Annotated in this window: 23 protein-coding genes and 1 other RNA gene; 19 read left to right on the plus strand and 5 right to left on the minus strand. The window is 57.4% G+C overall.

The window, feature by feature from the left end; genetic code table 11:
- Nucleotides 1-127: 127 nt before the first annotated feature.
- The 4 genes from BLU63_RS05890 to BLU63_RS05905 all read right to left on the minus strand — a co-directional run bounded on the left by BLU63_RS05890 (nt 128) and on the right by BLU63_RS05905 (nt 3,428).
- Nucleotides 128-1,150, minus strand: a complete 1,023-nt coding sequence (locus BLU63_RS05890; protein ID WP_083375053.1) for an IS110 family RNA-guided transposase — start codon at nt 1,148-1,150, stop codon at nt 128-130.
- 125 nt (nt 1,151-1,275) lie between these two features.
- Nucleotides 1,276-1,590 (minus strand): RnfH family protein, encoded by a 315-nt coding sequence (locus BLU63_RS05895; protein WP_083375054.1) that lies wholly within the window; start codon nt 1,588-1,590, stop codon nt 1,276-1,278.
- Nucleotides 1,583-2,017, minus strand: a complete 435-nt coding sequence (locus BLU63_RS05900; protein ID WP_010463538.1) for a type II toxin-antitoxin system RatA family toxin — start codon at nt 2,015-2,017, stop codon at nt 1,583-1,585. The genes BLU63_RS05895 and BLU63_RS05900 overlap by 8 nt, the downstream gene beginning before the upstream one ends.
- 7 nt (nt 2,018-2,024) lie before the next feature.
- The gene (locus tag BLU63_RS05905; RefSeq protein WP_010463541.1) at nt 2,025-3,428 is read right to left on the minus strand and encodes a sodium-dependent transporter; all 1,404 of its coding nucleotides are present in this window, start codon (nt 3,426-3,428) and stop codon (nt 2,025-2,027) included.
- 118 nt (nt 3,429-3,546) lie between these two features.
- Between BLU63_RS05905 and smpB the strand changes: the two genes are divergently transcribed.
- Nucleotides 3,547-4,029 carry an SsrA-binding protein SmpB gene (smpB, locus tag BLU63_RS05910; RefSeq protein ID WP_007900551.1) on the plus strand — a complete coding sequence of 161 codons (483 nt, stop codon included), beginning with the start codon at nt 3,547-3,549 and terminating at the stop codon, nt 4,027-4,029.
- A gap of 49 nt (nt 4,030-4,078) precedes the next feature.
- Here the strand turns inward: smpB and BLU63_RS05915 are convergent, their stop codons facing one another.
- Nucleotides 4,079-4,846, minus strand: a complete 768-nt coding sequence (locus BLU63_RS05915) for a GntR family transcriptional regulator (protein WP_010463546.1) — start codon at nt 4,844-4,846, stop codon at nt 4,079-4,081.
- A gap of 262 nt (nt 4,847-5,108) precedes the next feature.
- Here BLU63_RS05915 and BLU63_RS05920 point away from each other — a divergent pair, with 262 nt between their 5' ends.
- From BLU63_RS05920 to BLU63_RS06005, 18 genes are all read left to right on the plus strand, one after another.
- Nucleotides 5,109-6,803: a lactate permease LctP family transporter gene (locus BLU63_RS05920; protein WP_077747381.1), complete on the plus strand. Its 1,695-nt coding sequence runs from the start codon at nt 5,109-5,111 to the stop codon at nt 6,801-6,803.
- 151 nt (nt 6,804-6,954) lie between these two features.
- Entirely contained in the window at nt 6,955-7,779 is an 825-nt protein-coding gene (locus BLU63_RS05925) for a (Fe-S)-binding protein (RefSeq protein ID WP_010463550.1), read from the plus strand.
- The gene (locus BLU63_RS05930; protein WP_010463552.1) at nt 7,776-9,230 is read left to right on the plus strand and encodes a LutB/LldF family L-lactate oxidation iron-sulfur protein; all 1,455 of its coding nucleotides are present in this window, start codon (nt 7,776-7,778) and stop codon (nt 9,228-9,230) included. Before BLU63_RS05925 ends, BLU63_RS05930 begins: the two co-directional genes overlap by 4 nt.
- Nucleotides 9,230-9,901, plus strand: coding sequence for a LutC/YkgG family protein (locus tag BLU63_RS05935; protein ID WP_077747379.1), 672 nt, complete (start codon nt 9,230-9,232; stop codon nt 9,899-9,901). The genes BLU63_RS05930 and BLU63_RS05935 overlap by 1 nt, the downstream gene beginning before the upstream one ends.
- Nucleotides 9,898-12,708 carry an FAD-binding and (Fe-S)-binding domain-containing protein gene (locus BLU63_RS05940; protein ID WP_083375055.1) on the plus strand — a complete coding sequence of 937 codons (2,811 nt, stop codon included), beginning with the start codon at nt 9,898-9,900 and terminating at the stop codon, nt 12,706-12,708. Before BLU63_RS05935 ends, BLU63_RS05940 begins: the two co-directional genes overlap by 4 nt.
- Before the next feature lie 206 nt (nt 12,709-12,914).
- On the plus strand, nt 12,915-13,190 hold the full coding sequence (locus BLU63_RS05945) for a hypothetical protein (protein WP_083375056.1): 276 nt from the start codon (nt 12,915-12,917) through the stop codon (nt 13,188-13,190).
- Between the two features lie 367 nt (nt 13,191-13,557).
- Nucleotides 13,558-13,809 (plus strand): hypothetical protein, encoded by a 252-nt coding sequence (locus BLU63_RS05950; protein WP_083375057.1) that lies wholly within the window; start codon nt 13,558-13,560, stop codon nt 13,807-13,809.
- 115 nt (nt 13,810-13,924) lie between these two features.
- Nucleotides 13,925-14,318: a transfer-messenger RNA gene (ssrA, locus tag BLU63_RS05955) on the plus strand.
- Between the two features lie 186 nt (nt 14,319-14,504).
- Nucleotides 14,505-15,761 (plus strand): integrase domain-containing protein, encoded by a 1,257-nt coding sequence (locus tag BLU63_RS05960; RefSeq protein ID WP_083375058.1) that lies wholly within the window; start codon nt 14,505-14,507, stop codon nt 15,759-15,761.
- Nucleotides 15,762-16,666: 905 nt separating this feature from the next.
- Entirely contained in the window at nt 16,667-18,034 is a 1,368-nt protein-coding gene (locus BLU63_RS05970; protein WP_083375060.1) for a YfjI family protein, read from the plus strand.
- The gene (locus tag BLU63_RS32685) at nt 18,018-18,377 is read left to right on the plus strand and encodes a hypothetical protein (protein WP_144443441.1); all 360 of its coding nucleotides are present in this window, start codon (nt 18,018-18,020) and stop codon (nt 18,375-18,377) included. The genes BLU63_RS05970 and BLU63_RS32685 overlap by 17 nt, the downstream gene beginning before the upstream one ends.
- Entirely contained in the window at nt 18,355-19,335 is a 981-nt protein-coding gene (locus BLU63_RS05975; RefSeq protein ID WP_083375061.1) for an integrase domain-containing protein, read from the plus strand. The genes BLU63_RS32685 and BLU63_RS05975 overlap by 23 nt, the downstream gene beginning before the upstream one ends.
- Nucleotides 19,332-19,607, plus strand: a complete 276-nt coding sequence (locus tag BLU63_RS05980) for a hypothetical protein (RefSeq protein ID WP_083375062.1) — start codon at nt 19,332-19,334, stop codon at nt 19,605-19,607. The genes BLU63_RS05975 and BLU63_RS05980 overlap by 4 nt, the downstream gene beginning before the upstream one ends.
- A gap of 353 nt (nt 19,608-19,960) precedes the next feature.
- On the plus strand, nt 19,961-20,242 hold the full coding sequence (locus BLU63_RS05985; RefSeq protein ID WP_083375063.1) for a hypothetical protein: 282 nt from the start codon (nt 19,961-19,963) through the stop codon (nt 20,240-20,242).
- 43 nt (nt 20,243-20,285) lie between these two features.
- Nucleotides 20,286-20,858: a restriction endonuclease subunit S gene (locus BLU63_RS05990; RefSeq protein WP_083375064.1), complete on the plus strand. Its 573-nt coding sequence runs from the start codon at nt 20,286-20,288 to the stop codon at nt 20,856-20,858.
- Nucleotides 20,859-20,861: 3 nt separating this feature from the next.
- Nucleotides 20,862-22,388 (plus strand): type I restriction-modification system subunit M, encoded by a 1,527-nt coding sequence (locus BLU63_RS05995; RefSeq protein ID WP_083375065.1) that lies wholly within the window; start codon nt 20,862-20,864, stop codon nt 22,386-22,388.
- Nucleotides 22,375-23,607 carry a restriction endonuclease subunit S gene (locus tag BLU63_RS06000; protein WP_083375066.1) on the plus strand — a complete coding sequence of 411 codons (1,233 nt, stop codon included), beginning with the start codon at nt 22,375-22,377 and terminating at the stop codon, nt 23,605-23,607. Before BLU63_RS05995 ends, BLU63_RS06000 begins: the two co-directional genes overlap by 14 nt.
- Nucleotides 23,607-24,443, plus strand: a complete 837-nt coding sequence (locus BLU63_RS06005; protein WP_083375067.1) for an HAD family hydrolase — start codon at nt 23,607-23,609, stop codon at nt 24,441-24,443. Before BLU63_RS06000 ends, BLU63_RS06005 begins: the two co-directional genes overlap by 1 nt.
- Nucleotides 24,444-24,511 lie beyond the last annotated feature (68 nt).

Genomic DNA, 24,511 nt, shown 5'->3' on the forward strand with positions numbered 1-24,511 from the left:
TCCCGACTGTCCTGAAAAAACCCTCAGCCTCTAAAGCTGATTTTATTGCCAGGTTCTCAGTCGGGCCGTTTGCCGTTTACTGTCATCAGTCAGTGACGTCGCAAAAGCCGGTGGTAAAGCTGTACGTTCAAACGTTCGGATGTGGGTCGTACTGGCCGCCTTTGGCCAGTACCGCCCACACGATTCGCGCCAGTTTGTTCGCCAGCGCGCACGCGACGACATTGGAGTGTCGACGCGTCAGCAGCTCCCGAACCCAAGGCCCAATGGCGTCTTCCCGCTTATCGATATGCTGCATGATGGATCGCGCGCCCTGCACCAGCAGTTGGCGGATGTGCTTGTCGCCGCGCTTGCTGATCCCCAGAAGCACTGTCTTTCCGCCCGTCGAATATTGCCTCGGCACCAGCCCTAGCGAAGCGGCAAAATCGCGTCCACTTCGATAGTTCGACGCATCGCCTACATCGGCCAATACCGCACTGGCGGTGATGGGGCCGATGCCAGGAATACTCTGCAAACGACTTCCGGCATCGTCTTCTTTCAACTGTTGCTTTAGATCGGACTCGATGTCCTTGATTTCATCATTCAGCAGTTGAATTTGATGATGGAGGCGCATCACCACGCCCTTCAGACGCAATGGAACCGGGTGCTGTGCATCGTCCAGCAGCGCCGGCACGCGGTGCAATGCAGTTGCGCCAATGGGCAGGCTGATGCCGAATTCCAGTAAAAAGCCATGAATCTGGTTGGTCGCGACGGTGCGATGGCCAATCAAGGAATCTCGGACACGATGCAGGGCTGAAAGCGTTTGCTGCTCTGCGGTTTTGATCGAGCAGAAGCGCATCGCGGGGCGGCTCGCCGCCTCGCAAATCGCTTCGGCATCAATGAAGTCGTTTTTGTTGCCTTTGACGAACGGTTTGACGTACTGCGGGGCGATCAGCTTCACCTCGTGGCCCAATGCACCGATCTGTCGAGCCAGCCAGTGGGCGCCGCCGCACGACTCCATCACCACCGTGCAGGCCGGTAACTGGGCCAATGTGCTGAGCAATTGGCCGCGGTTGGTTTTCTTGCGCAATACCTGATGACCTTTGGCGTCCTGGCCATGCAGGTGGAAACTGTGTTTGCCAATGTCGATACCGAGAAGCGTCATCGTGTTCATGAGAGATCCTCCGCCGAAAACGAGAAAAGCCCTGCAAGCGTAAACCTGCAGGGCTTCTCGGTCAGGCTGACCATCTCATTAAACCCGGCATGTCCGGGTTTTTTATTGTCTGGCGCTTGGGCGGCTTACTGATTCCGGGCCTTGGCCTCAGCAGCCTTGGCGGCACGCAGCCGACGAATCTCTTTCGGATCTGCCAGCAATGGCCGGTAAATCTCGATGCGATCACCCGCCTGCACAGGACAAGTGTCCGCATCAGTAATTACTTTACCGAAGATCCCCACCGGGCAATGGGTCAGATCCAGCTCCGCGAAGGTCTCGCCAACGCCTGACGCCAGCAAAGCCGCGCGCACCGTCGTTCCCGCTGGCACCGACACTGCGAGAAGCACCTGACGATCAACTGCGGCGTAGACCACCTCGACGTCAACCTTCGACTCAACCATGCATTTGTTTGGCGCGCTGGCAAAACGCGTCCACCAACGTGTTTGCGGCCTGATTGAACAGCGGCCCCAAGGTTGCGCGAACAATCGGCCCGGCGTAATCGAAGGACAGGTCCAGACTGATCTTGCAGGCCTTTTCGCCCAACGGCTTGAACACCCAAATGCCATGCAACTGGGTGAAAGGTCCTTCCTCGAGGTTCATCTCGATTGAATGGCCGGGCACTAAAGTGTTTCTGGTAACAAAATGCTGACTCAACCCACCCTTGGCCACGCCCACGCTGGCACGCATGTGCTCGGGAGTGCTTTCCAGCACTTCAGCGGTGGAACACCACGGCAGAAATTCCGGGTAACGCGCCACGTCGTTGACCAGGTCATACAGCGCTTGCGCCGGGTAAGGCAGCAGAGCCGAACGTTGAATGTGTGTCGTCATGTCAGCGTCACTTCCACAGCTGTGCGGCAAACACTACGAGAATGCCGATGGGCGCCACATAGCGCATCAAGAACAAGGACAGGGCGAACAGCGCAGGGTTGCGGACCGACAACTCGTCGCGCACCGCTTCACGCCCCATCACCCAGCCCGCAAACACCACGAAACACAAACCACCGAGTGGCAACATGATCCGCGACGTGAAGAAATCGATCACGCCAAAGAAGTCCAGGCCACCTGCCGCACCCCATTGATAGAGATGGAACATCCCGCCTTCGTTCACGAAAAATTTGGCTTCCTTCCAGATATTGAAGGAAAACACCGTGCCCAACCCCACGAACCAGCAGATAAAAGCCAGCCAGAAAGTCACCCAGGCGCGACTGACTTTCGTACGCTCGACCAGGTAAGCCACCATCGGCTCGAGCAGGGAAATCGCCGAGCTCCAGGCAGCCACCGCGACCAGTACGAAGAACACTACGCCCATCAACTGGCCGAACGCTACGTTACCGAAGGCGAACGGCAGGCTGACAAACATCAGGCCCGGGCCTTCGCTCGGGTTCAAGCCCGCAGCGAACACAATCGGAAACAATGCCAGACCAGCCACCAGGGAAACGAAGGTGTCGAGCAGCGCCACGCCGACCACAGTGCCGGAGATCGACGAATGCTTGGGCATGTAAGCGCCGTAAATCATGATCGAACCAACGCCCACACTCAGGGAGAAGAACGCGTGCCCCATGGCCGGCAACAAGCCGTCGAGGACTTTTTCCGGGTGGAAGTCGAACATGAAATGCACGCCTTCCATGAAATGGCCGGTGGTCATGCTGTAGCCCAGCAGCACCAGAATCATCACGAAGAGCAGCGGCATCATGATCCGCAAGCTGCGTTCAAGCCCGGCGACCACGCCTTTGGCGATGACGACGGCAGACAGCAGCATGAAAATCGTGTGCCAAAGTGTCAGGCGCCACGGATCGGCGATCACATTGCCAAAGTACGCGCCGACCTGATCGGGCGTTGCTCCCTGGAAGTCGCCACGGCCCATGTCGATGATGTAATCCAGCGACCAGCCGCCGACCACACTATAGAAAGACAGGATCAGCAACGCCGTGATCATCCCGGCGAATGCGCCCCAGGACCACTTGCCCGAATGCCCCGCCTCCACCGCCAGCACCTTCAAGGCGTTGGCCGGACTCTGCCGCGCGCGGCGGCCGATCAGGGTTTCGGCCAGCATGACCGGCACACCGATCAGCGCGATACAGGCCAGGAACATCAGCACGAAGGCGCCGCCCCCGTAGACGCCGACCATGTACGGGAATTTCCAGATACTACCCAGGCCCACGGCCGAACCGGTCGCGGCGAGTATGAAGACCCAGCGGCTAGCCCAACTGCCGTGGACAGAAACCTTGTCTGTCGACATCGTTATCACGCCCAAGCGTTCAAAAAAGAGGCCGCATTGTCCGGGATTCAATCAACCTGCTCAAGCACGTAGCGATACCGTAGCCGACTCGCGTGCAACTCCCTATAATGCCGCCCCTATGGCTAAACAGAAGAAACACCCAACAGGGACCATCGCGCAAAACAAAAAGGCGCGACACGATTACTTCATCGAGCATAAGTTCGAGGCTGGTCTGGTCCTGGCCGGCTGGGAAGTAAAAAGTCTGCGGGCAAGCAAGCTGCAACTGGTTGACAGTTACGTGCTGCTCAAGGATGGCGAAGCCTGGCTGCTCGGCAGCCACATTACGCCGCTGATGACCGCCAGCACCCACGTCATCGCCGATCCGACCCGCACCCGCAAGTTGTTGCTCAACCGCCGCGAGCTTGAAAAGCTGGCCGCCGCCGTGCAGCAAAAAGGCTATGCCTGCGTGTGCCTGTCCTGGTACTGGAGCAAGCACATGGTCAAGTGCGAGATCGCTCTGGGCAAGGGCAAGAAGGAATACGACAAGCGTGATACCGAACGCGAACGCGACGCCGGTCGCGAGTTGCAGCGTGCGGTGCGCAACAAGGGCAAGGAAGATTAATCTTTCGGTCTGATGATCGTTCCCACGCGGAGCGTGGGAATGATCATGGCTACATCCCCTTGCGCCGCTCCGCCCGGGCCATGCGCTGCACTTCCTGACGCACTTCTTCCAGCACTTCCTGCACATACAAAATATGTCGGCTGGAGACTTCCCGCGCCTGTTCCGCCCGCCCTTCGATAATCGCCAGGTACAGCTCCCGATGTTGCGTGATCAGCATGTCGCGGGTTTCCGTGCGCTGCTTGTACATGCCGCCAATGTTGGTCACCACGTTGCGCTTGAGCAGATCGAACAGCCCGCGAATGGTGTGCAGCAACACAGCGTTGTGACTGGCTTCGGCAATCGCCAAATGAAATTTCGCATCCGCCGCGCCCTCTTCCGCCCGGCTCACCTCATCGTGACGCGTGTAGCAGTCCTGCAATTCATTGAATGCCGCCGTCAGCCGCTCGCGATCGACATCCGTGGCGCGCAGTGCCGCGTAATAGGCGCAGGACGCCTCCAGCGTATGACGAAACTCCAGCAGATCGCGCTGGGCTTCGGGGTTGCTTTCCAGCAGATGCAACAGTGGATCGCTGAAGGTTGAACCCAGCGACTCCACCACATAATTGCCGCCGCCCTGGCGACTGACCAACAAGCCTTTGGCCGCCAGTTTCTGAATCGCCTCGCGCAACGAGGGGCGTGACACGCCGAACTGCTCGGCCAACGCGCGCTCGGCCGGCAAGCGCTCGCCAGACTTCAACGTGCCTTCGAGGATCATCCCCTCGAGTTGCTCGACAATATCGTCAGACAAACGGCGCTGACGAATCTGATCAAACCCCATAACTCAATTCTCCACGGTCCCGACGGCTCGCCGGGCCCTCTATTCTGGCCTATCGGCGCTGTGCCAGCACCTACCAGACGGCATTTGTTAAAGCGGATCACGCCCACGATTCAGCACTTATTCGACAAAAGTTTTAGGGCGACAAATTGACACACCGCATACAAGGCTTTTACCCTAGCCAACAGCGATTGTAAATTGGTATTACCAATTATCCAAGAACGCTGACCAGTGCCTGACCAACAACAATTAGGGGCCACCCCATATGCAAACCTGGCAACAGCTCTATACCCCGCTCGGCAGCCTTGGCGTCTCCGCGCTCGCGGCCGTTATTCCCATCGTGTTTTTCTTCCTGGCGTTGGCGGTGTTCCGCCTCAAAGGCCATGTCGCCGGCAGCATCACCCTGGCGTTGTCCATCGCCGTTGCGATCTTTGCCTTCCAGATGCCGGTCGATATGGCCTTCGCCGCCGCAGGCTATGGCTTTGCCTACGGTCTGTGGCCGATTGCCTGGATCATTGTCGCGGCCGTGTTCCTCTACAAACTGACGGTCAAGAGTGGTCAGTTCGAAGTGATCCGCAGCTCGGTGTTGTCGATCACCGACGACCAGCGTTTGCAGGTGCTGCTGATCGGTTTCTGCTTCGGCGCGTTCCTGGAAGGTGCCGCTGGTTTCGGTGCACCGGTAGCGATTACCGCCGCGCTGCTTGTAGGACTGGGCTTCAACCCACTGTACGCCGCTGGCCTGTGCCTGATCGCCAACACCGCGCCAGTGGCCTTCGGTGCCCTGGGGATTCCGATCATCGTGGCCGGGCAAGTGACCGGCATTGACGCGTTCAAGATCGGCGCCATGACCGGCCGCCAACTGCCGTTGCTGTCGCTGTTCGTGCCGTTCTGGCTGGTGTTCATGATGGACGGCCTGCGCGGCGTTCGGGAAACCTGGCCTGCTGCGCTGGTGGCCGGCTTGAGCTTTGCCATCACCCAATACTTCACGTCGAACTTCATCGGCCCTGAGTTGCCGGACATCACCTCGGCCCTGGCCAGCCTGATTTCCCTGACGCTGTTCCTGAAAGTCTGGCAGCCAAAACGCGCCGCCGGCCAACACATCGCCGGTGCCGTCTCGGCCTCCGTGGTGACCGCCAGCGCCGGCGGTTTCGGCCAGCCGCGCACCAGCGTAGCGTCGCCTTACAGCCTGTTTGAAATCGTCAAAGCCTGGTCGCCGTTCCTGATCCTCACCGTGCTGGTCACCATCTGGACCCTGAAACCGTTCAAGGCCATGTTCGCCGCCGGCGGTTCGATGTACAGCTGGGTGTTCAACTTCGCCATCCCGCACCTGGATCAGATGGTGATCAAGGTCGCACCGATCGTGACTGCGCCGACCGCCATTACAGCGGTGTTCAAACTCGATCCGATTTCCGCGACCGGCACGGCGATTTTCTTCTCCGCGCTGATCTCGATGCTGGTGCTGAAGATCAACATCAAAACTGGTCTTACCACTTTGAAAGAGACCTTCTACGAGCTGCGCTGGCCGATTCTGTCGATCGGCATGGTGTTGGCGTTCGCCTTCGTCACCAACTACTCGGGCATGTCTTCGACCATGGCACTGGTATTGGCAGGCACTGGCGCGGCATTCCCGTTCTTCTCGCCATTCCTCGGCTGGCTGGGCGTGTTCCTGACCGGGTCCGATACCTCGTCCAACGCGCTGTTCAGTTCGTTGCAAGCAACCACCGCGCACCAGATCGGCGTGAGCGATGTGCTGTTGGTGGCGGCAAACACCAGCGGCGGCGTGACCGGCAAGATGATCTCGCCACAATCGATCGCCGTGGCCTGCGCCGCCACCGGTCTGGTGGGCAAGGAATCGGACCTGTTCCGCTTCACCCTCAAGCACAGCCTGTTCTTTGCAACCATCGTCGGCCTGATCACCTACATCCAGGCCTACTGGCTCACTGGCATGTTGGTGCACTAGGGACTACAAGCCACATCGAAAAAACCGACGCCGGACCACGATTCCGGCGTCAGCTATTCACAACCCGGTCTGTAAGGCTGCTGAAAGTTTCCCTCTCTATATTCAGCAGCCTCAGCAGACGGATAACCGGGTCCACCCGGAGACACGCCTGATGAGCGAGCTTTTTTACAACGCCGTGCCGAATGCGACCCGCGTCGCCCCGCCACTGCCCGAGCCTCGGCAATACCCCAGCGAGAAACCGTCACGGGTCTACCTGTTCGGGACCTGCGTGGTGGACTTGTTCTACCCCGAAGCCGGGATGGACGCGATTCACTTGCTGGAACGCGAAGGTATCCGTGTCGAGTACCCGCAAGGGCAGAGCTGCTGCGGACAACCGGCCTACACCTCGGGTTACACCGAGCAGGCAAGGACCGTGGCGCGCTCGCAACTGGCGCTGTTCGCCGGGGATTACCCGGTGGTGGTGCCGTCGGGATCCTGTGCCGGGATGTTGCGCGAACACTACGCCGACTTGTTCAAGGACGAGCCGCAGACGTTGAAGCAGGTTCAGGCGCTGGCGGCCCGGACTTACGAACTGGCCGAGTTCCTGCTGTTTGTCTGCAAGGTGCAGCTCAAGGACGGCGGCGAGCCGGTAAAAGTGGCGTTGCACACCTCGTGTTCGGCACGGCGTGAAATGAACACCCACTTGCATGGTCGCGAGTTGTTGTCGCAACTGAGCAACGTGGAGCGAGTCGACCACAGCCACGAAAGTGAATGCTGTGGCTTTGGTGGAACGTTCAGCGTCCGTATGCCAGATATTTCCGGCGCGATGGTGGCTGACAAGACAAGGTCGTTGAAGGAATCCGGCGCACACAAGGTTCTCAGTGCCGATTGTGGTTGCCTGATGAACATCAACGGCTCGCTGGAGAAACAGAAGGAAGCGTTGCGCGGCCAACACCTGGCCAGTTTCCTTTGGCAGCGAACCGGAGGTGTTCTATGAACGCTTCCGCGATTATTCCTACGGTTGCCGTGGAAGAAGACTTTCGCACCCGGGCTCACAAGGCATTGGGTGACAAGCAGCTGCGAAACAACTTTCGTACTGCGATGGATTCTCTGATGACAAAACGGGCAGCGTCCTTCAGCGATGCCCATGAAAGAGAACATTTACGAGCGCTGGGCAATGCAGTCCGTGCCCGTGCGTTATCCAAGTTGCCCGACCTGCTCGAGCAGCTGGAACAGAACCTGACCCGCAACGGTGTGACAGTGCACTGGGCGGAAACGGTGGACGAGGCCAATGGCATCGTCCTATCGATCATCCGCGCTCACGAGGGGCGGCAAGTGATCAAGGGCAAATCGATGGTCAGCGAAGAGATGGAGATGAACCATGTCCTCGAAGCTCAAGGCATTGAATGCCTGGAGTCGGACATGGGGGAGTACATCGTCCAGCTCGATCACGAGAAGCCTTCACACATTATTATGCCGGCGATCCACAAGAATGCCGGTCAGGTCGCGTCCTTGTTCCACGACAAACTTGGCGTGGAGTACACCAAGGACGTTGACCAACTCATTCAGATCGGTCGCAAAGTCTTGCGACAGAAATTCTTCGAAGCGGACATCGGCGTTTCTGGCGTCAACTTCGCCGTGGCCGAAACCGGCACCTTGCTGCTGGTGGAAAACGAAGGCAACGGCCGCATGACCACCACGGTGCCGCCGGTGCACATCGCGGTGACCGGCATCGAAAAAGTCGTGGAAAACCTGCGCGACGTGGTCCCGCTGCTATCGCTGTTGACCCGCTCGGCCCTCGGCCAGCCGATCACCACCTACGTCAACATGATCTCCGGCCCGCGCAAGGAACATGAACTCGACGGTCCGCAGGAAGTGCATCTGGTCCTGCTCGACAACGGTCGCAGCCAGGCCTTCGCCGACAGCGAATTGCGCCAGACCCTGAACTGCATCCGCTGCGGTGCTTGTATGAATCATTGCCCGGTGTACACCCGAATTGGCGGTCACGCCTATGGGGAGGTTTACCCTGGGCCTATCGGAAAAATCATCACCCCGCACATGGTCGGCCTGGCGAACGTCCCGGACCATCCGAGCGCATCGTCGCTCTGCGGTGCTTGCGGTGAAGTTTGCCCGGTAAAAATTCCGATCCCGGCACTGCTGCGTCGCCTGCGGGAAGAGAACGTCAAAGCCCCGGACAGTGCGCATCAAGTCATGCGCGGTCAGGGCAGCAAATATTCGCGCAAGGAACGTTTTATCTGGAACGCCTGGGCCAGACTCAACAGCTCGCCGACGCTGTATCGTCTGTTCGGCTTTGTCGCCACACGACTGCGTGCCCTGGCACCGAACAATGTTGGCCCGTGGACGCAAAACCACAGCGCACCGAAACCCGCTGCCCGCTCACTGCATGACATGGCCCGTGAGCATCTGGCCAAACAGGGAGATCGTTGATGAGCGCCAAGCAAAACATCCTCGCCAAGCTACGGAAAAGTCTGACAGGCACCACGCCCGTGCCCGACGAATTCGACGTCGAGCTGGTGACTGCTCCTTACACCTACACCGCCGAGCAACGCATCCCGCAATTGCGCAAACTGATGGAAGCGGTGCACACCGAGATCCACCTCACGTCCGGCGAAGGTTGGCCGGCGCTGCTCGCACAGTTGTTGCGAGACCGTCAGTTGCCGAGCTTGTTGATCGCGCCGACTACGCCTCATGGGCAACGCGTCACTCAACACTGGGCGAACAACCCTGATCTGCCGACACTCAAGTCCTACGACCGTCCGGTTGAAGAGTGGAAAGCCGAGCTGTTCAACGACACCCCGGCCAGCCTGACCACCACCCTCGGCGCAATTGCCGCCACCGGAAGTCTGATTCTCTGGCCAACACGGGAGGAACCGCGCTTGATGAGCCTGGTTCCGCCCGTGCATTTTGCCCTGCTGAAGGCCAGTGAAATTCGCGACAACTTCTATCAGGTCCAACAGGAATTCAACTGGGCGCAAGGCATGCCGACCAACGCCCTGCTGGTGTCCGGCCCATCGAAAACGGCCGACATCGAGCAAGTCCTGGCCTACGGTGCGCACGGTCCGAAAGACCTGGTGGTTTTGATTCTGGAGGACCAATGACTCTACCGGCGGCTTTCCTGCGAGATGCGCAGCAACTGATCCCCCAAGAGCGGCGCTTCGACGACCCATTGTCGACATTGGCCTTCGGCACCGACGCCAGTTTTTATCGTCTGATTCCGAAACTGGTGATCCGTGTCGAGTCCGAAGACGAAGTGGTGGCGCTACTGAAACTGGCGCAACGTGACCAGGTCCCGGTGACCTTCCGCGCGGCCGGTACCAGCCTGTCCGGCCAGGCCATCAGCGATTCGGTGCTGATCGTGCTTGGGGATAACTGGAACGGTCGCGAGATCCGCGGCCAAGGCACGCAAATCCGCCTGCAACCGGGCGTGATCGGCGCTCAGGCCAACGCCTGGCTGGCGCCGTTCGGGCGCAAGATTGGTCCAGATCCGGCCTCGATCAACGCCTGCAAAATCGGCGGTATCGTAGCCAACAACGCCAGCGGCATGTGCTGCGGCACCGCGCAGAACACCTACCACACGCTGGCCGGTATTCGTCTGGTCCTGGCCGACGGCAGCCGTCTCGATACCGAAGATGCGGCGAGCGTTGCCGCGTTTCACCAGAGCCACGCCGCGCTGCTTGAACGTCTGGCGACATTGGGCCGCGAAACCCGCGCCAATGCCGAACTGGCTGCGAGAATCCGCCACAAGTACCGCCTGAAAAATACCACCGGCCTGTCACTCAATGCGCTGGTGGATTTTGACGAGCCTGTGGATATCTTGAGCCATTTGTTGGTGGGCTCCGAAGGCACGCTCGGCTTCATCAGCGCGGTGACCTACGACACGGTCATCGACCACCCGAACAAGGCTTCGGCGCTGATCGTGTTTCCGGATGTGGAGACCTGCTGCAACGCCGTCACCGTGCTGAAAAGCCAGCCGGTGTCCGCCGTGGAACTGCTGGACCGTCGCAGCCTGCGCTCGGTGCAGGACAAACCCGGCATGCCCGCTTTCGTACAACAGCTGTCGAACAATGCCTGCGCCTTGCTGATCGAATCCCGCGCCGCATCGTCCACTTTGCTACAGGAACAACTGGCGCAGATCATGGCGTCGCTGACTTCTTTCCCGGTGGAAAAACAAGTCGACTTCACCGAGGACCCCGTGGAAAACGCTCGACTTTGGGCGATCCGCAAAGACACCTTCCCTGCCGTCGGTGCGGTGCGCAAAACCGGCACCACAGTGATCATCGAAGACGTGACGTTTCCGGTGGAACAGCTGGCCATTGGCGTTAACCGCCTGATCGAGCTGTTCGACAAACACCACTACGACGAGGCGATCCTCTTCGGCCATGCCCTGGAAGGCAATCTGCACTTCGTCTTCACCCAAGGCTTCAACAACCCGGAAGAAGTCGCACGCTACCAGGCATTCATGGACGACGTGGCGCAGTTGGTGGCGGTGGAGTTTGGCGGATCGTTGAAGGCCGAGCACGGCACCGGCCGCAACATGGCGCCCTTTGTCGAGCTGGAATGGGGCAGCGATGCCTATCAACTGATGTGGCAACTCAAACGGCTGCTCGACCCTAATGGCATCCTCAACCCGGACGTGGTGCTCAGCGAAGATCCGCAGATCCACCTCAAGCACCTGAAACCGCTGCCGGCCGCCGACGAGATTGTGGATAAGTGCATCGAGTGCGGTTTCTGCGAACCGGTCTGCCCGTCGAAAGGACTGACCCTGAGCCCGCGCCAGCGCATCGTGATCTGGCGCGATATTCAGGCGAAGAAACGCGCAGGCGTCGACACCGCCGAACTTGAAGCCGCCTACGAATACCAAGGCATCGACACCTGCGCCGCCACCGGTTTGTGTGCGCAACGTTGCCCTGTAGGCATCAACACCGGCGAGCTGGTGAAAAAGCTTCGCGGCCGCAAGGCGACGCATACGAAAACCGCCAACTGGCTTGAAGGCAATTTCGCCACGGCACTGCAAGGCGCGCGTTTCACCCTGCATGTCGCCAACGGTGCGCGGATGCTGCTGGGCGCACCGCGTCTGGCGAAGCTGTCGGCGACGTTGACCAAGTTGTCCAAAGGTCAGGTCCCGCAATGGACCAACGCTATGCCGCAGCCAGAAAAAGCCATTCGCTTCAGCCCGGTCGTATCGGACCAACGCCCTCGTGTGGTGTATCTGGCGGCGTGTGTCTCGCGGGTCATGGGCCCGGCGGCGGGTGATAAGGAGCAGATGTCGCTGTACGACAAAACCCGTGGGCTGCTGGAAAAAGCCGGTTACCAGGTCGTCTTTCCCGACAATCAGGACAGCCTCTGCTGCGGTCAGCCATTTGCCTCCAAAGGCTATGCGGAACAGGCCGAGCACAAACGCCAGGAACTGATCGGCGCATTGCTGCACGCCAGTCGCGGCGGGCTCGATCCGATCTATTGCGACACCAGCCCGTGCACGCTACGGCTGGTTCAGGATTTGGGCGAAGTCCGACTCGACCTTTACGACCCGGTGCGATTCATCCGTACGCATTTGATGGACCGCCTGGATTTCACACCGCAGGAAGCGCCGATCGCGGTGCACGTCACTTGCAGCACCCAGCACCTTGGCGAGAGTCAGGCGTTGATTGATCTGGCGCGTAAATGCAGCAAAAACGTGGTCATTCCAGAGGGCATTCACTGCTGTGGTTTTGCAGGGGACAAGGGCTTCACCACCCCCGAACTGAACGCTCACTCACTGCGCAGCCTGAAAGACGCCGTGCAGTTCTGCGCAGAAGGCATTTCCACCAGCCGCACCTGCGAAATCGGCCTGAGCCAACATGGCGGGATCGACTATCACGGTCTGGTTTACTTGGTGGATCGGGTGACGCAAGTGCGTCCGGCTTGAGGGTACTTTGGTGAAAATGGGGCGATTACGCCCCTTTTTCATGCACTGCCGTTGCGCCAAACCTCTCGACACTCCTTCAAAAAAAAACCGAACTCCAGCATGCGGCTATAGTCATTTAGCTAGGCCCTGTGAACGGGCTTATAACCACCTCGGCCAGCAGCCTACTTCACCGGCAGCACCGAGCCCTCATGCGCAAGGAGATACCCATGAAGCACTCTGCAATTGCTGGATTGTTCATCACCACCGCACTGTTGGCCTCGCCGGTGTTTGCGGCAGATAAAGACCTTTGCAAACAAAACATAAGCCAAATTCAGCAGGTACTGGACTCTGATCCCGCCACATCAGAAAACGCCAAGGACAACGTACAAGCCGGTTTGGACAAAGCAAAAGCAGCCCAAGCCGCAGGGGACGACAAGGGTTGCGTTGGAATCACTAGCGGTTTGCTTGAGAAAATTCAAACGCGAAACCCAACCAACAAGTAATCCCGTGTGACCAGGCCAACCTTCGGGTTGGCCTTATCCACCGCGGTGGCGCACACGGCGCGGGCGTGTTGCTCACTTTGAATCACAGAGCAACAGGCTCGGGGCCGTTCAGGATTTGACGCCGGTTCAAGCAGCTAAAACTTACACAACCCCACCCGCGATACAGAGGCAATTACCCCCATTTTTAGTGCCACTGCACCCATCGACTATCAAACAGTTTTTTCATAGCCATTCTGAAAAAACCGAATTTCTGCGCCGTGTCGTAGTCTTTTAGGTAGGCCCCAATCAATCGTGGCTTATTTTTCGGACTGGCCCGAGCCGCCCGCTCATACGGCAGCACCGAGACCATCAGTACAAGGAGATATCCATGAAACGTACCGCACTCGCGTGTTTGTTCATGTCTGCTGCAGTGTTGGCCTCTCCCGTATTTGCAGCGGACAACGACCTTTGCACGAGCAAGCTGCAGGAACTCGAAGCCAAAGTGAATGCGCTACCAGCGACCTCCACCAACGCACCGGAGATCAAAAGACTGCTGGCCAGCGCCAAAACTTCAAAAGCCGCCGGGGACGACAAAAAATGCGCCACCGAGGCCATCCAGGCATTGGCGCTGACAAACTGAGCAGCGAACCCAACCCATAACCACTCGCGGCCAACCTTCGGGTTGGCCTTCTCACGCGTGTTGGCGTACAATGCGCAGGCTTGTTGCTCACTTTGATTCACCGAGCAACAGGCTCGGGGCCGTTTAGGATTCGACGCCGGTTGCGAAACTTTAGGTGCATGCCGAGTTGGTAACAGAACTCGTAAATCCACTGTTGCAACTTTCTATAGTTGCCAATGACGAAACCTACGGGGAATACGCTCTCGCTGCGTAAGCAGCCTTAGCCCTTCCCTCCTGGTACCTTCGGGTCCAGCAATCATCAGGGGATGTCTGTAAACCCAAAGTGATTGTCATATAGAACAGAATCGCCGTGCAGTACGTTGTGGACGAAGCGGCTAAAACTTACACAACTCGCCCAAAGCACCCTGCCCTTCGGGTCGCTGAGGGTTAACTTAATAGAAACGGCTACGCATGTAGTACCGACAGCGGAGTACTGGCGGACGGGGGTTCAAATCCCCCCGGCTCCACCATTTTATCAACTAAAGACGTCCACGGACGTCTTTTTTTGTGCCTGAAATCCAGTGAAATCAAGGGTTTCAGGGCCATTGGCTTCCGTAGAGGCATTTTGATTTCCAGGCATTTTGGTATCCCATTTGGTATCCCGGACCCACCGGTGCTATTTTTGGGATACCAAAACGGTGTCGGAGGTAGCTCTCATGCCTACTAATGCAACCCGCCTCTCAGACCGCCAACTCAAGGCAGTCAAGGCAACAGGAAAAGACTTCGTTCTCACTGACGGCGACGGCCTTCAACTCAGGGTCAGAGCCAGTGGCTCGATGATATGGAATTTCAACTACCGCGAGCCGGTAACCAAAAACCGCCTCAATATGGCGCTGGGCCCTTACCCGGCTCTCTCGTTGGCGAACGCCAGAAAGAAAGCTCAAGAAGCACGTGAACTACTGGTGCTAGGCATTGATCCCAAGGCTCACCGCGATGAGCTCAGGCAAGCCAAGCTGGCGAAGACCGAACACACATTTGAGAAGGTGGCCACCGCCTGGTTCGAACTGAAAAAACACTCCGTCACAACGGCCTACGCCGAAGACATCTGGCGCTCACTCACGCTGCATGTTTTCCCCAGACTCAAAGCCACACCCCTCGCAGACATCACCGCCCCCATGATCATCAAGCTCCTACGCCCGATCGAGGCCAAAGGCAGCCTGGAGACGGTCAAGCGACTTTCCCAACGTCTCAACGAAATCATGGCCTACGGCGTCAACTGCGGGCTGATCTTTGCGAACCCGCTCAGTGGCATTCGGGCAGCCTTCAAGAAACCGCAAAAACAAAACATGGCAGCACTTCCTCCCGAAGAACTACCCGACCTGATGCTGGCGATTGCCAACGCCAGCATCAAACGCATCACCCGCTGCCTGATCGAATGGCAACTGCACACTATGACCCGCCCTGCCGAGGCTGCTGGGACGACCTGGGCAGAAATAGATTTCGAGAAACGCATCTGGACCATCCCAAAGGAGCGCATGAAAAAACGCCGTGCGCACCCCATCCCCCTAAGCGACCAGACGCTCGCGCTGCTAGAGACACTCAAGCCCTACAGCGGCCACCGGGAACACGTATTTCCGGCCGACCGAAATCCGCGTACCCACGCAAACAGCCAGACTGCGAACATGGCATTAAAGCGTATGGGCTTCCAGGATCGGTTGGTCAGCCACGGCCTGCGATCAATGGCCAGCACCATCCTCAACGAACATGGATGGGACCCGGAGTTGATTGAAGTCGCACTCGCCCATGTCGACAAAGACGAAGTCCGAAGCGCGTACAACCGAGCGGACTACATTGAGCGCCGGCGTCCAATGATGATTTGGTGGAGCGAGTACATTCAAAAAGCCGCCACCGGCAATTTGTCGGTGACGGCCATTCATGAAAACAAAAACGGGAACGTCATCCCGTTTCGTTAATCAGTTCCTGCTGGCGACAGCGGCGACACTGGCGACAACCCAAGTATTTAGCGGTCCTTCGTATGGCGACAACGTGGCGACAGTCGCCACCATCTGCAGCGCCCACAAGCTTTTAATGCCCAGCCCCTGAGGGCAGGAAGGCTTCGCCTTCCCGTCCTCAGGGGCTCACTTTAAAAACCGACGAACGGCCCATTGTCCATTCCAAGCCACCTTCTTCCAAACACGTACAACGCCTAAAAACCCCACCGCTCACCCAGTTGACCACCCTCCGAGCACGCGTTACACCAGAGCCGTAAAGCGCTGTCATCGACAGCATTGCCCAGGTAGCCAGGGACCTTTAAGGCTACGCCCTACAGTGGTGGTCCCAGCCCATGCGCGCTCGCTTCCAATTAGGCGCGCAGTCACGCCCAACGTGATCGAAGCCAACTTATCCACAGTGCAAATGCGGCAGCCCACGCCCGTCTCTTTCTCCAGGAAAGAGACGGGCGCCGAAACCACTGCCGCAGCCCTTACCAGGCAACGCATTGCAGCTTTTGTCCCAGTGACAATCGGCATGACAACCCCGATGTCACCCGCAGCAGCGATACAGATGATGGTGCCGCAGCTCATGGAATGGACTGCACCTGACTGACAGTCAGGCACGCCCCGGTCATCGCATCACTGCCTGCAAAAGACTCAGGATCTCGCGGCGCTGGTCTCGTCAGCCAACGCAGCCTCCACCCGCCCACCGCTATCGGTGCTCAGGAGGCCAGATCATGAGATGCCCAAGCTCCCGGTCGTAAAGAGCCGCCCGTCCTGCGTAAGTGGACAACCCTCACAGGCTGCAGGGGCCTTGATCCCTGATAACACTCAACAACCGTGGCGGGGAGAGTGAGGGGGAAATTCGAAGCACCAGGAGAATGACGATGCAATTGTGCGAAGTGTTCGACCTGCCACGGCCGCTGCTGGAATACCGGCCCGAGCCGCTGGCGTATCCGGTCGAAGCGTTGGGACAGATATTAGGGCCAGCCGTCGAACGCATGGCCGAGGTGATCGGCGTGCCCTGCGCCATGGCTGCGCAATCGGTGTTGGCCACTGCCGCCCTGGTGACCCAGTCGCACGCCAATGTGCAGCTCGATGGCCGTGTTTATCCGTTGTCCCTGTACATGCTGACGGTGGCATCGTCGGGTGATCGGAAAAGCGCAGTGGATCATCTGGCGCTAGCGGCTGCGCGTGAGTGGGAGCGGCGGCAGTGGATGTTGTATTTGGAGCAACTGAAAGCCAATCGCGCCGCCATTCGAGGAAAGCACGAAGCTCGTGAGTTATCCGACCCCGTCCCGCCCAGGTTGATCATCGCCGAGCCGACCATTGAAGCCTTGATCAAAAGCCTATGCCAGGGCTTGCCCAGCATGGGGTTATTCAACGATGAGGGTGGCCAATTTCTGGGCAGCAGCACCATGAGCAAAGAGAACCAACTCAAGGCCATCACCACCCTGTCAGCACTATGGGACGGCAGCCCCATCGACCGGGCGCGCTCCATGCCTGGCGAAAGCCTGCGAGCTTATGATCGTCGCCTCAGTCTGCATCTGATGCTGCAACCTTACCTGGCCAACCAGCTACTCACAGATCGAATGATCAACGGCCAAGGCATTCTTGGCCGCTGCCTGATCAGTTGGCCCGAACGCCTGGTGGGGCGGCGCTTGTACAAGGCAGTCGACCTTACGCGAGATGCCAGGATCCAGCGCTACCAAGCGCGCATTACCGCTCTGCTGGATAAGCCGCTGTCGCTGCACAACGATGGTTCACTTAACCCTGACAGGCTGGAACTGACACCCAACGCGCGCATTGCTTGGATCGATATTCACGACACCATCGAATGCCAATCTGGTGAGTTTGGCGAGCTGGCCGGTGTGCAGTCCGTCGCGGGGAAAGCAGCCGCCAACGTACTGCGTATCGCCGGGGTATTGGCGGTGATTGAAGACGCGCATGCAGTGGACGAACCCCATATCCAGCGCGCCTCGACGCTGATGGATTACTACCTGGCCGAAATCCAGCGCCTGACGGAGCAAGAGCCCATCAACACGTTACGCGAGGAGGCGGATCGACTATTGCGCTGGCTAACGCAAAAAGGCTGGACCCAATTCTCCGTCCGCGACCTCAACCGCAATGGCCCCCGCTTTGCCCGCAAGAGCAGTCATCACGCAATTACGCTGCTGGTCGAATTGATCTCACATAGCTGGCTGGACTCTCCTGACGGAAAGACCTTCGAGGTGCGCCATGTTCCGCCTCAATGACGCGGTGCGCCGTTACCAGGCACAGCATCAGACACGACCTGCATTGCGGAGCGTCGCCACTTCCGTCGCCGCCTTGTCGCCAAGCTTCAGAGCAGCAACTACAAGGGATGTCGCCACTGTCGCCGTTATCGCCACACCCGTCTTAGGGCCTGTCGACATCGGCCAACTGATCCACCAACTGCGCGAAGAGGGAGCAATGCTCCGGTATCAGCAAAACGCCCTGATTATTCGTCCCACACATTGGCATCAGACGGACAAGATCAGCGCCCACTGGAAAGCGGTGCTGCGCTTTCTGCAAGACACGGAAAACGGTGAAGCCGATGGCATTGGTCGGCCGGCGTGACGGGCGCAACTTTGGCTACGGCCGTCAGCTCAGCTATGCCGGCCCACAAGCGCTGAAAGATATGTTTGCCGGCGGCCACTTCGCTACGGTCAAAGCACACAGTGATCGCTGGCAGGCGTTTGTGAAGTGGTGTCAGTCAACAGATGGCCCCGGTTACAACGATGCCCGCCAGATAGATCGCAGTACCTTGCACAGCTACGCCACACACCTGCGTCAGCAAATCCAACAAGGTGAAATCTGCATCGCCACCGCGCAGAACCGCCTGAGTAGCGTCAACCGCACCCTCGCAGCGTTACGCGGTGATCAGTATGTGAAAATCGCCAGTCCGAGCAAGGCGCTTGGCATGCAGCGATCAAGCGTACGCAACCGAGCACCGGATGGCCAAGACCGCCAACGGTTGAGTCGCGTGGTTGAAGCGCTTCGTGAGCAGCACCACGAACGTATAGCGGCGATTGTCTGCCTGGTCTGCGCAACCGGTATGCGCCTGCGCGAAGCGATCCTGGCTGATCTGCCACGCCTACAACGCGAAGCAAAACGATTCGGTCGCATCAACATTCAGAACGGCACCAAGGGCGGTCGCTCAGGGGCTTTCGCGCCGCGCTGGATCGAGGCCAATAAAGACGTAAAGGCTGCGCTGCGGTTTGCCCAAAACACCTCGCCCGCCGGCAGCCGAAACTTGCTAACCCGCGACGAAAGCTATGCCGCCTTTTTACAACGAACCGTGCGCCCCGCCCGCGAACTGCTGCATGAGCAAGGGCTGAAGGGCTTTCACGAGCTGCGTGCGGCCTATGCCTGCGAACGTTACGAACAGCTCACCGGCCACGCAGCACCGGTCAATGGCGGCCATTGCTATCGCATCGACCGAGGCCTCGATCAACAAGCGCGAAAGCAAATCAGCCTTGAGCTTGGGCACAACCGGATCGACGTGGTGGCGGCCTACATAGGGGATAGAAGGTGAGCAAACCCTTCGATATGGCGCTGTTCCTCAGCGGCGTACTGACCGGCTCAAAAGCCACCCAGCAGCGACACCTACGCCAAGCCCGCTTCATGCAAGCGGCCATTCAACAGCGATGGCAACGCGACAATCCCTGGACCTGGCAGCTGAAGCATGTGCGCTGGTTTCTCACCCAGCACTTGAAAGACCACTCCGACGCCACCCGGTACTACTACCGTCTCACTGCCTTGTTGATCTGGAAGCGATTGGGGAAAGGCCAAACCTCTCAAATGTAAATTCGACTGGTCGTCGGTGTTCAATACGGCTATTGCGATTCCTAGAAACTTCGTCAGCTCCCATACAGGGAAATGAGAACTCTTTCTTCCGCAGCCTGAGTCAGCTCACCGTACGAGGAGGCAAATCCAACAGAGGTGGCGGGTAAGCAAAAACAGGAAGGGAGATAGAGCGCTGATCTCAACCACAGCCTCAATAAGACATCTACTGCACAAAAAACATTTGACAGCAGGCGCAAGCGAAGCGATATTGCTCTCGCCGCAACTCAGTACGCGATGTACGGAGAAAAAATGAGGTGCGACAGGTGGCAGCCTGTCGCGATTGCCATAACTGACCGATTAGGAGAGCTAAAGCTATGAAATTGTACCAAATCACCTATGACCTGCGTAAGCAGCGTGACTATCAATCTCTGTATGAGCGCATCAAAGCCTATGGCACTTGGTGTCGACCGCTGGAATCTACATGGATTATTGCTACGAGCCAAAACGCTGCTCAGGTACGGGATAACCTTAAAGCGGTAATGGATGCTGATGATGGGCTGCTGGTGACCCGTCTCAAGGGAGATGCCGCCTGGCACGGATTGTCTGCGAAGGCGATTGAGTGGCTGAAAAACCAGTACCAGCGCTGCGAAGTCTGACCAACTCTTGCGCCAAGGACGGCGCTTTTTACCAGGGCTATTTATGCCAACCCCATTACTTAAATTGAGCGAACTGGCAGAGGTTCGATCTGGCTACACCTTTCGCGGTGCGTTGGAGCATGATCCGTCTGGCGATGTTCGCGTGCTGCAGATCAAGGATCTGCGACACAGCGCTGCGATTGAGCCCGATAAGCTGATTGCCATTACCTGGGACGCTCGCACCGCTGCGCCCCTGCTTCAGCACGGCGACATCACCGTGATTTCCCGTGGCGACAGCAACAAGGCTGCCCTTTATAAAGATGAGGAGCCAGTTGTCGCGACGAGCCAGTTTTTTATTGTCAGCGCAAAAAAAACAAACGTCTTACCCGAATACCTGTGCTGGATGATCAATTTGCCGCAAAGCCAACGCAGCCTTGAACGCAGCGGCAGCAGCATCCAGGCCATCAGCAAAGGCGCCTTGCAGGACATGATGATTCCTCTCCCCCCGCTTGCCACTCAGCAAAAGCTGATCGACTTGCAGCGGCTTTGGGATGAAGAAGATCATCTGATCGCGCGCCTGCAAACCAACAGAGAGCAAATGCTGCAAGGCATTTACCAGCACCTTATTAAGGATTGAGCCATGAACGACAAAGTAAATCAGGACGAGATCAACAAGGCGCTTTGGGCGGCCTGCGACACCTTCCGCGGCACCATCAGTGCGGACACCTACAAAGATTTCATTCTTACCATGCTGTTCCTCAAGTACATCAGCGATGTCTGGCAGGACCACTACGACAACTACAAGAAGGAATACGGCGACGAGCCGGAGCTGATCGAGGAAATGCTCAAGAACGAGCGTTTCGTGTTGTCACGTGATGCCAGTTTCTACGCTCTCTATGAGCGTCGCCATGAGCCAGGCAATGGTGAGCGCATTGATCAGGCACTTCACGCCATCGAAGAAGCCAACGGCACCAAACTCAAGGATGCCGGCAAGAGCGTGTTCCAGGACATCTCCTTCAACACCGACAAGCTTGGCGAGGAGAAGCAGAAGAACACCATCCTCCGCCATCTGCTGGAAAACTTCGCCGGGGCCGAACTCAACCTCAAGCCATCCCGCGTCGGCAGCCTGGACGTGATCGGTAACGCCTACGAGTACTTGATCAAGAACTTCGCCGCCAGCGGCGGACAGAAGGCCGGTGAGTTCTACACCCCGCCGGAAGTCTCCGAGCTGATCGCAGAGTTGCTCGACCCACAACCGGGCGACAGCATCTGCGATCCGGCCTGTGGCTCGGCCTCGTTGCTGATGAAGTGCGGGCGCAAGGTGCGCGAACACCACAACAGCAAGCAATATGCCCTCTATGGCCAGGAAGCCATCGGCTCCACCTGGTCACTGGCCAAGATGAACATGTTTCTCCATGGCGAGGACAACCACAAGATCGAGTGGGGCGATACCCTGCGCAACCCCAAACTGCTCGACCAGAATGGCCAACTGCTGAAATTCGATATCGTCACCGCCAACCCGCCGTTCTCGCTGGATAAATGGGGCCATGAGGAAGCCGAGCACGATCAGTTTGGCCGCTTCAAGCGCGGCATCCCACCGAAAACCAAGGGCGACTTCGCTTTTATCCTGCACATGATCGAAACCCTGAAGACCAAGACCGGGCGCATGGCCGTGATCGTGCCCCATGGCGTGCTATTCCGCGGTTCCAGTGAGGGGAAGATCCGCCAGCAGTTGATCGAGGAAAACCTGCTGGATGCCGTTATTGGCCTGCCGGAAAAGCTCTTCTACGGCACCGGCATCCCCGCAGCGATCCTGGTTTTCAGTAAAGCCAAGACCGATGAAAACGTGCTGTTTATTGACGCCAGCCGCGACTTCAAGGCCGGCAAAAACCAGAACATCCTGGGTGAAGAGCAGATCAACAATATCCTGATCACCTACCGCCACCGCATCAACTCAGACAAGTACAGCCACCGTGCCAGCCTGCAGGAACTCCGAGACAATGATTACAACCTGAATATTCCGCGTTATGTGGACACCTTCGAGGCAGAAGAGGAAATCGACCTGTTGACAGTCCGGGCCGAGCGCAAGCAACTAAAGCTGCAACTGGCTGAACTTGAAGTGCAGATGGATGGGTACTTAAAGGAGCTAGGTTATGGTCAAATCTAATTTTAGATATACTGCTCTTGACGCTTTTGTAGATAAAAGCGGTCCTATTTGCTATGGAATTCTGAAGCCTGGGGAAAATTACCCGGGTGGCATTCCAGTAATTAAGGTTAAAAATATTATAGGTGGTCGAGTCCTAGAGAGTGATTTGCTACATACCTCTCCAGAAATTCACAAGCAATATAAGCGCGCAGAAATAAAATCAGGAGATCTACTACTGACAATTCGAGGGACCACAGGACGAGTTGCATTCGTTCCTAAGTCGCTCGATGGCGCCAATATTACCCAGGACTCCGCAAGGATCCGCGTATCATCAAACGACAGCCCTAGATATGTCTATTACGCGCTTCAGTCGCCTGATATCCAGAGACAAATAGAATTAAACACCGTTGGCCAGGCGGTTAAAGGAATAAATATTGGAGAAGTTAAAAAACTAACCATCTATCACCCAGAATTACAGGAACAACAGAAAATTGCTTTAGTGCTCTCCACTTGGGACCAAGCAATCACTACCACCGAAGAACTGTTGAAAAACAGCCAGCGACAAAAAAAAGCGCTGCAGCAACTGCTGTTATCTGGTAATCAGCGAGTTCACGGCGTCCAAAGTGAATGGCAAAATATTCGGCTCGAACAGCTCTTCTCCAGAGTAACCACAAAGAACACTGAAGCTAGCACCAATGTTGTCACCATTTCGGCCCAGCATGGTCTGATCCGGCAGGAAGATTTCTTTAATAAGACCGTTGCATCAGAGACTCTAGATAACTACTTCCTATTGAAGAAAGGGCAGTTCGCCTACAACAAAAGCTACTCCAATGGCTACCCGATGGGAGCCATAAAACGCCTAAACAAATATGACAAAGGCGTAGTTACCACACTTTATATTTGCTTTGAAGTAAGTGACGAGACCATCTGCAACCCAGAATTTTTTGAGCACTACTTCGAATCAGGCCTTTTGAATAATGGCTTAAGTAAAGTCGCTAACGAAGGCGGCCGGGCGCATGGCTTGCTCAACGTCAAGCCGAGCGACTTCTTTGGGCTAACTGTTTTTGTCCCTGAGGTGGATGAGCAAAAAGCAATTGCTGCAGTGCTCACAACAGCTGACCAAGACATTCATGCACTGCAAGCCAAACTCGCCTGCTTGAAGCAAGAGAAAAAAGCCCTGATGCAACAGCTGTTTATCGGCAAGCGCCGTGTAAAGGTAGATGAACTGGAGGTCGCTTAATGGCCAAGAAGCACGTCCCCTTTGTGATTGCCTATGACTTCGACGGCACCCTGTCGCCCGGCAATATGCAGGAGTACAACTTTGTGCCAGCGCTGGGCATCAAGCCGGCTGAGTTCTGGCGCGAAGCCAAGGCGATGGCTCAGGAGCAACAGGCGGACGAGATTCTAACCTATATGCGACTGATGATCGAAAAGGCTCAGGCCGCCCGGGTGCCGGTACGCAAAAAAGACTTTGCCGATTTTGGAGCCCATATCCAACTATTCCCGGGTGTGCAGGAGTGGTTCAAGCGCATCACCGAGTATGGCCGTGCCAAAGGCGTAAAGGTTGAGCACTTCATTATCTCGTCGGGGCTGCGCGAGATGATCGTGGGTACCCCGATCAACAAGCACTTCACTCGTGTCTATGCCTCAGGTTTTATGTACGACCATAACGATGTCGCGCATTGGCCTGCCCTGGCAGTGAACTACACCACCAAGACCCAGTATCTGTTCCGCATCAACAAGGGCAGCCTGGATGTGCACGATAACTCGGTAATCAATAAGTTTGTCGAACCCGCTGAGCGACCTGTGCCGTTCAACAATATGGTGTTTATCGGCGACGGCGAGACAGACATCCCCTCCATGCGTTTGGTCAAGAATCAAGGTGGCCACTCGATCGCTGTCTACGGCAAAGGCAAACGTGGCGCCCGCGACAAAGCGCTCAAGCTGGTTAAGGAAGGCCGCACCAACCTGGCGACCACTGCTGATTACACCGATGGCTCAGCCATTGATTGCGCCGTGAAGGCGATGGTCGACAAGGTGGTAGCGGATCGCACCATTGCGGAGGCGAATGGCTGATATGGCAGGCAGCGACCTGATTCTCTAAAGCAACCGCTGCTGCGCATCGCTAGCAGCATCAGCCACGA

The sequence above is a fragment of the Pseudomonas mandelii genome (assembly GCF_900106065.1).
Lineage (GTDB): Bacteria > Pseudomonadota > Gammaproteobacteria > Pseudomonadales > Pseudomonadaceae > Aquipseudomonas > Aquipseudomonas mandelii.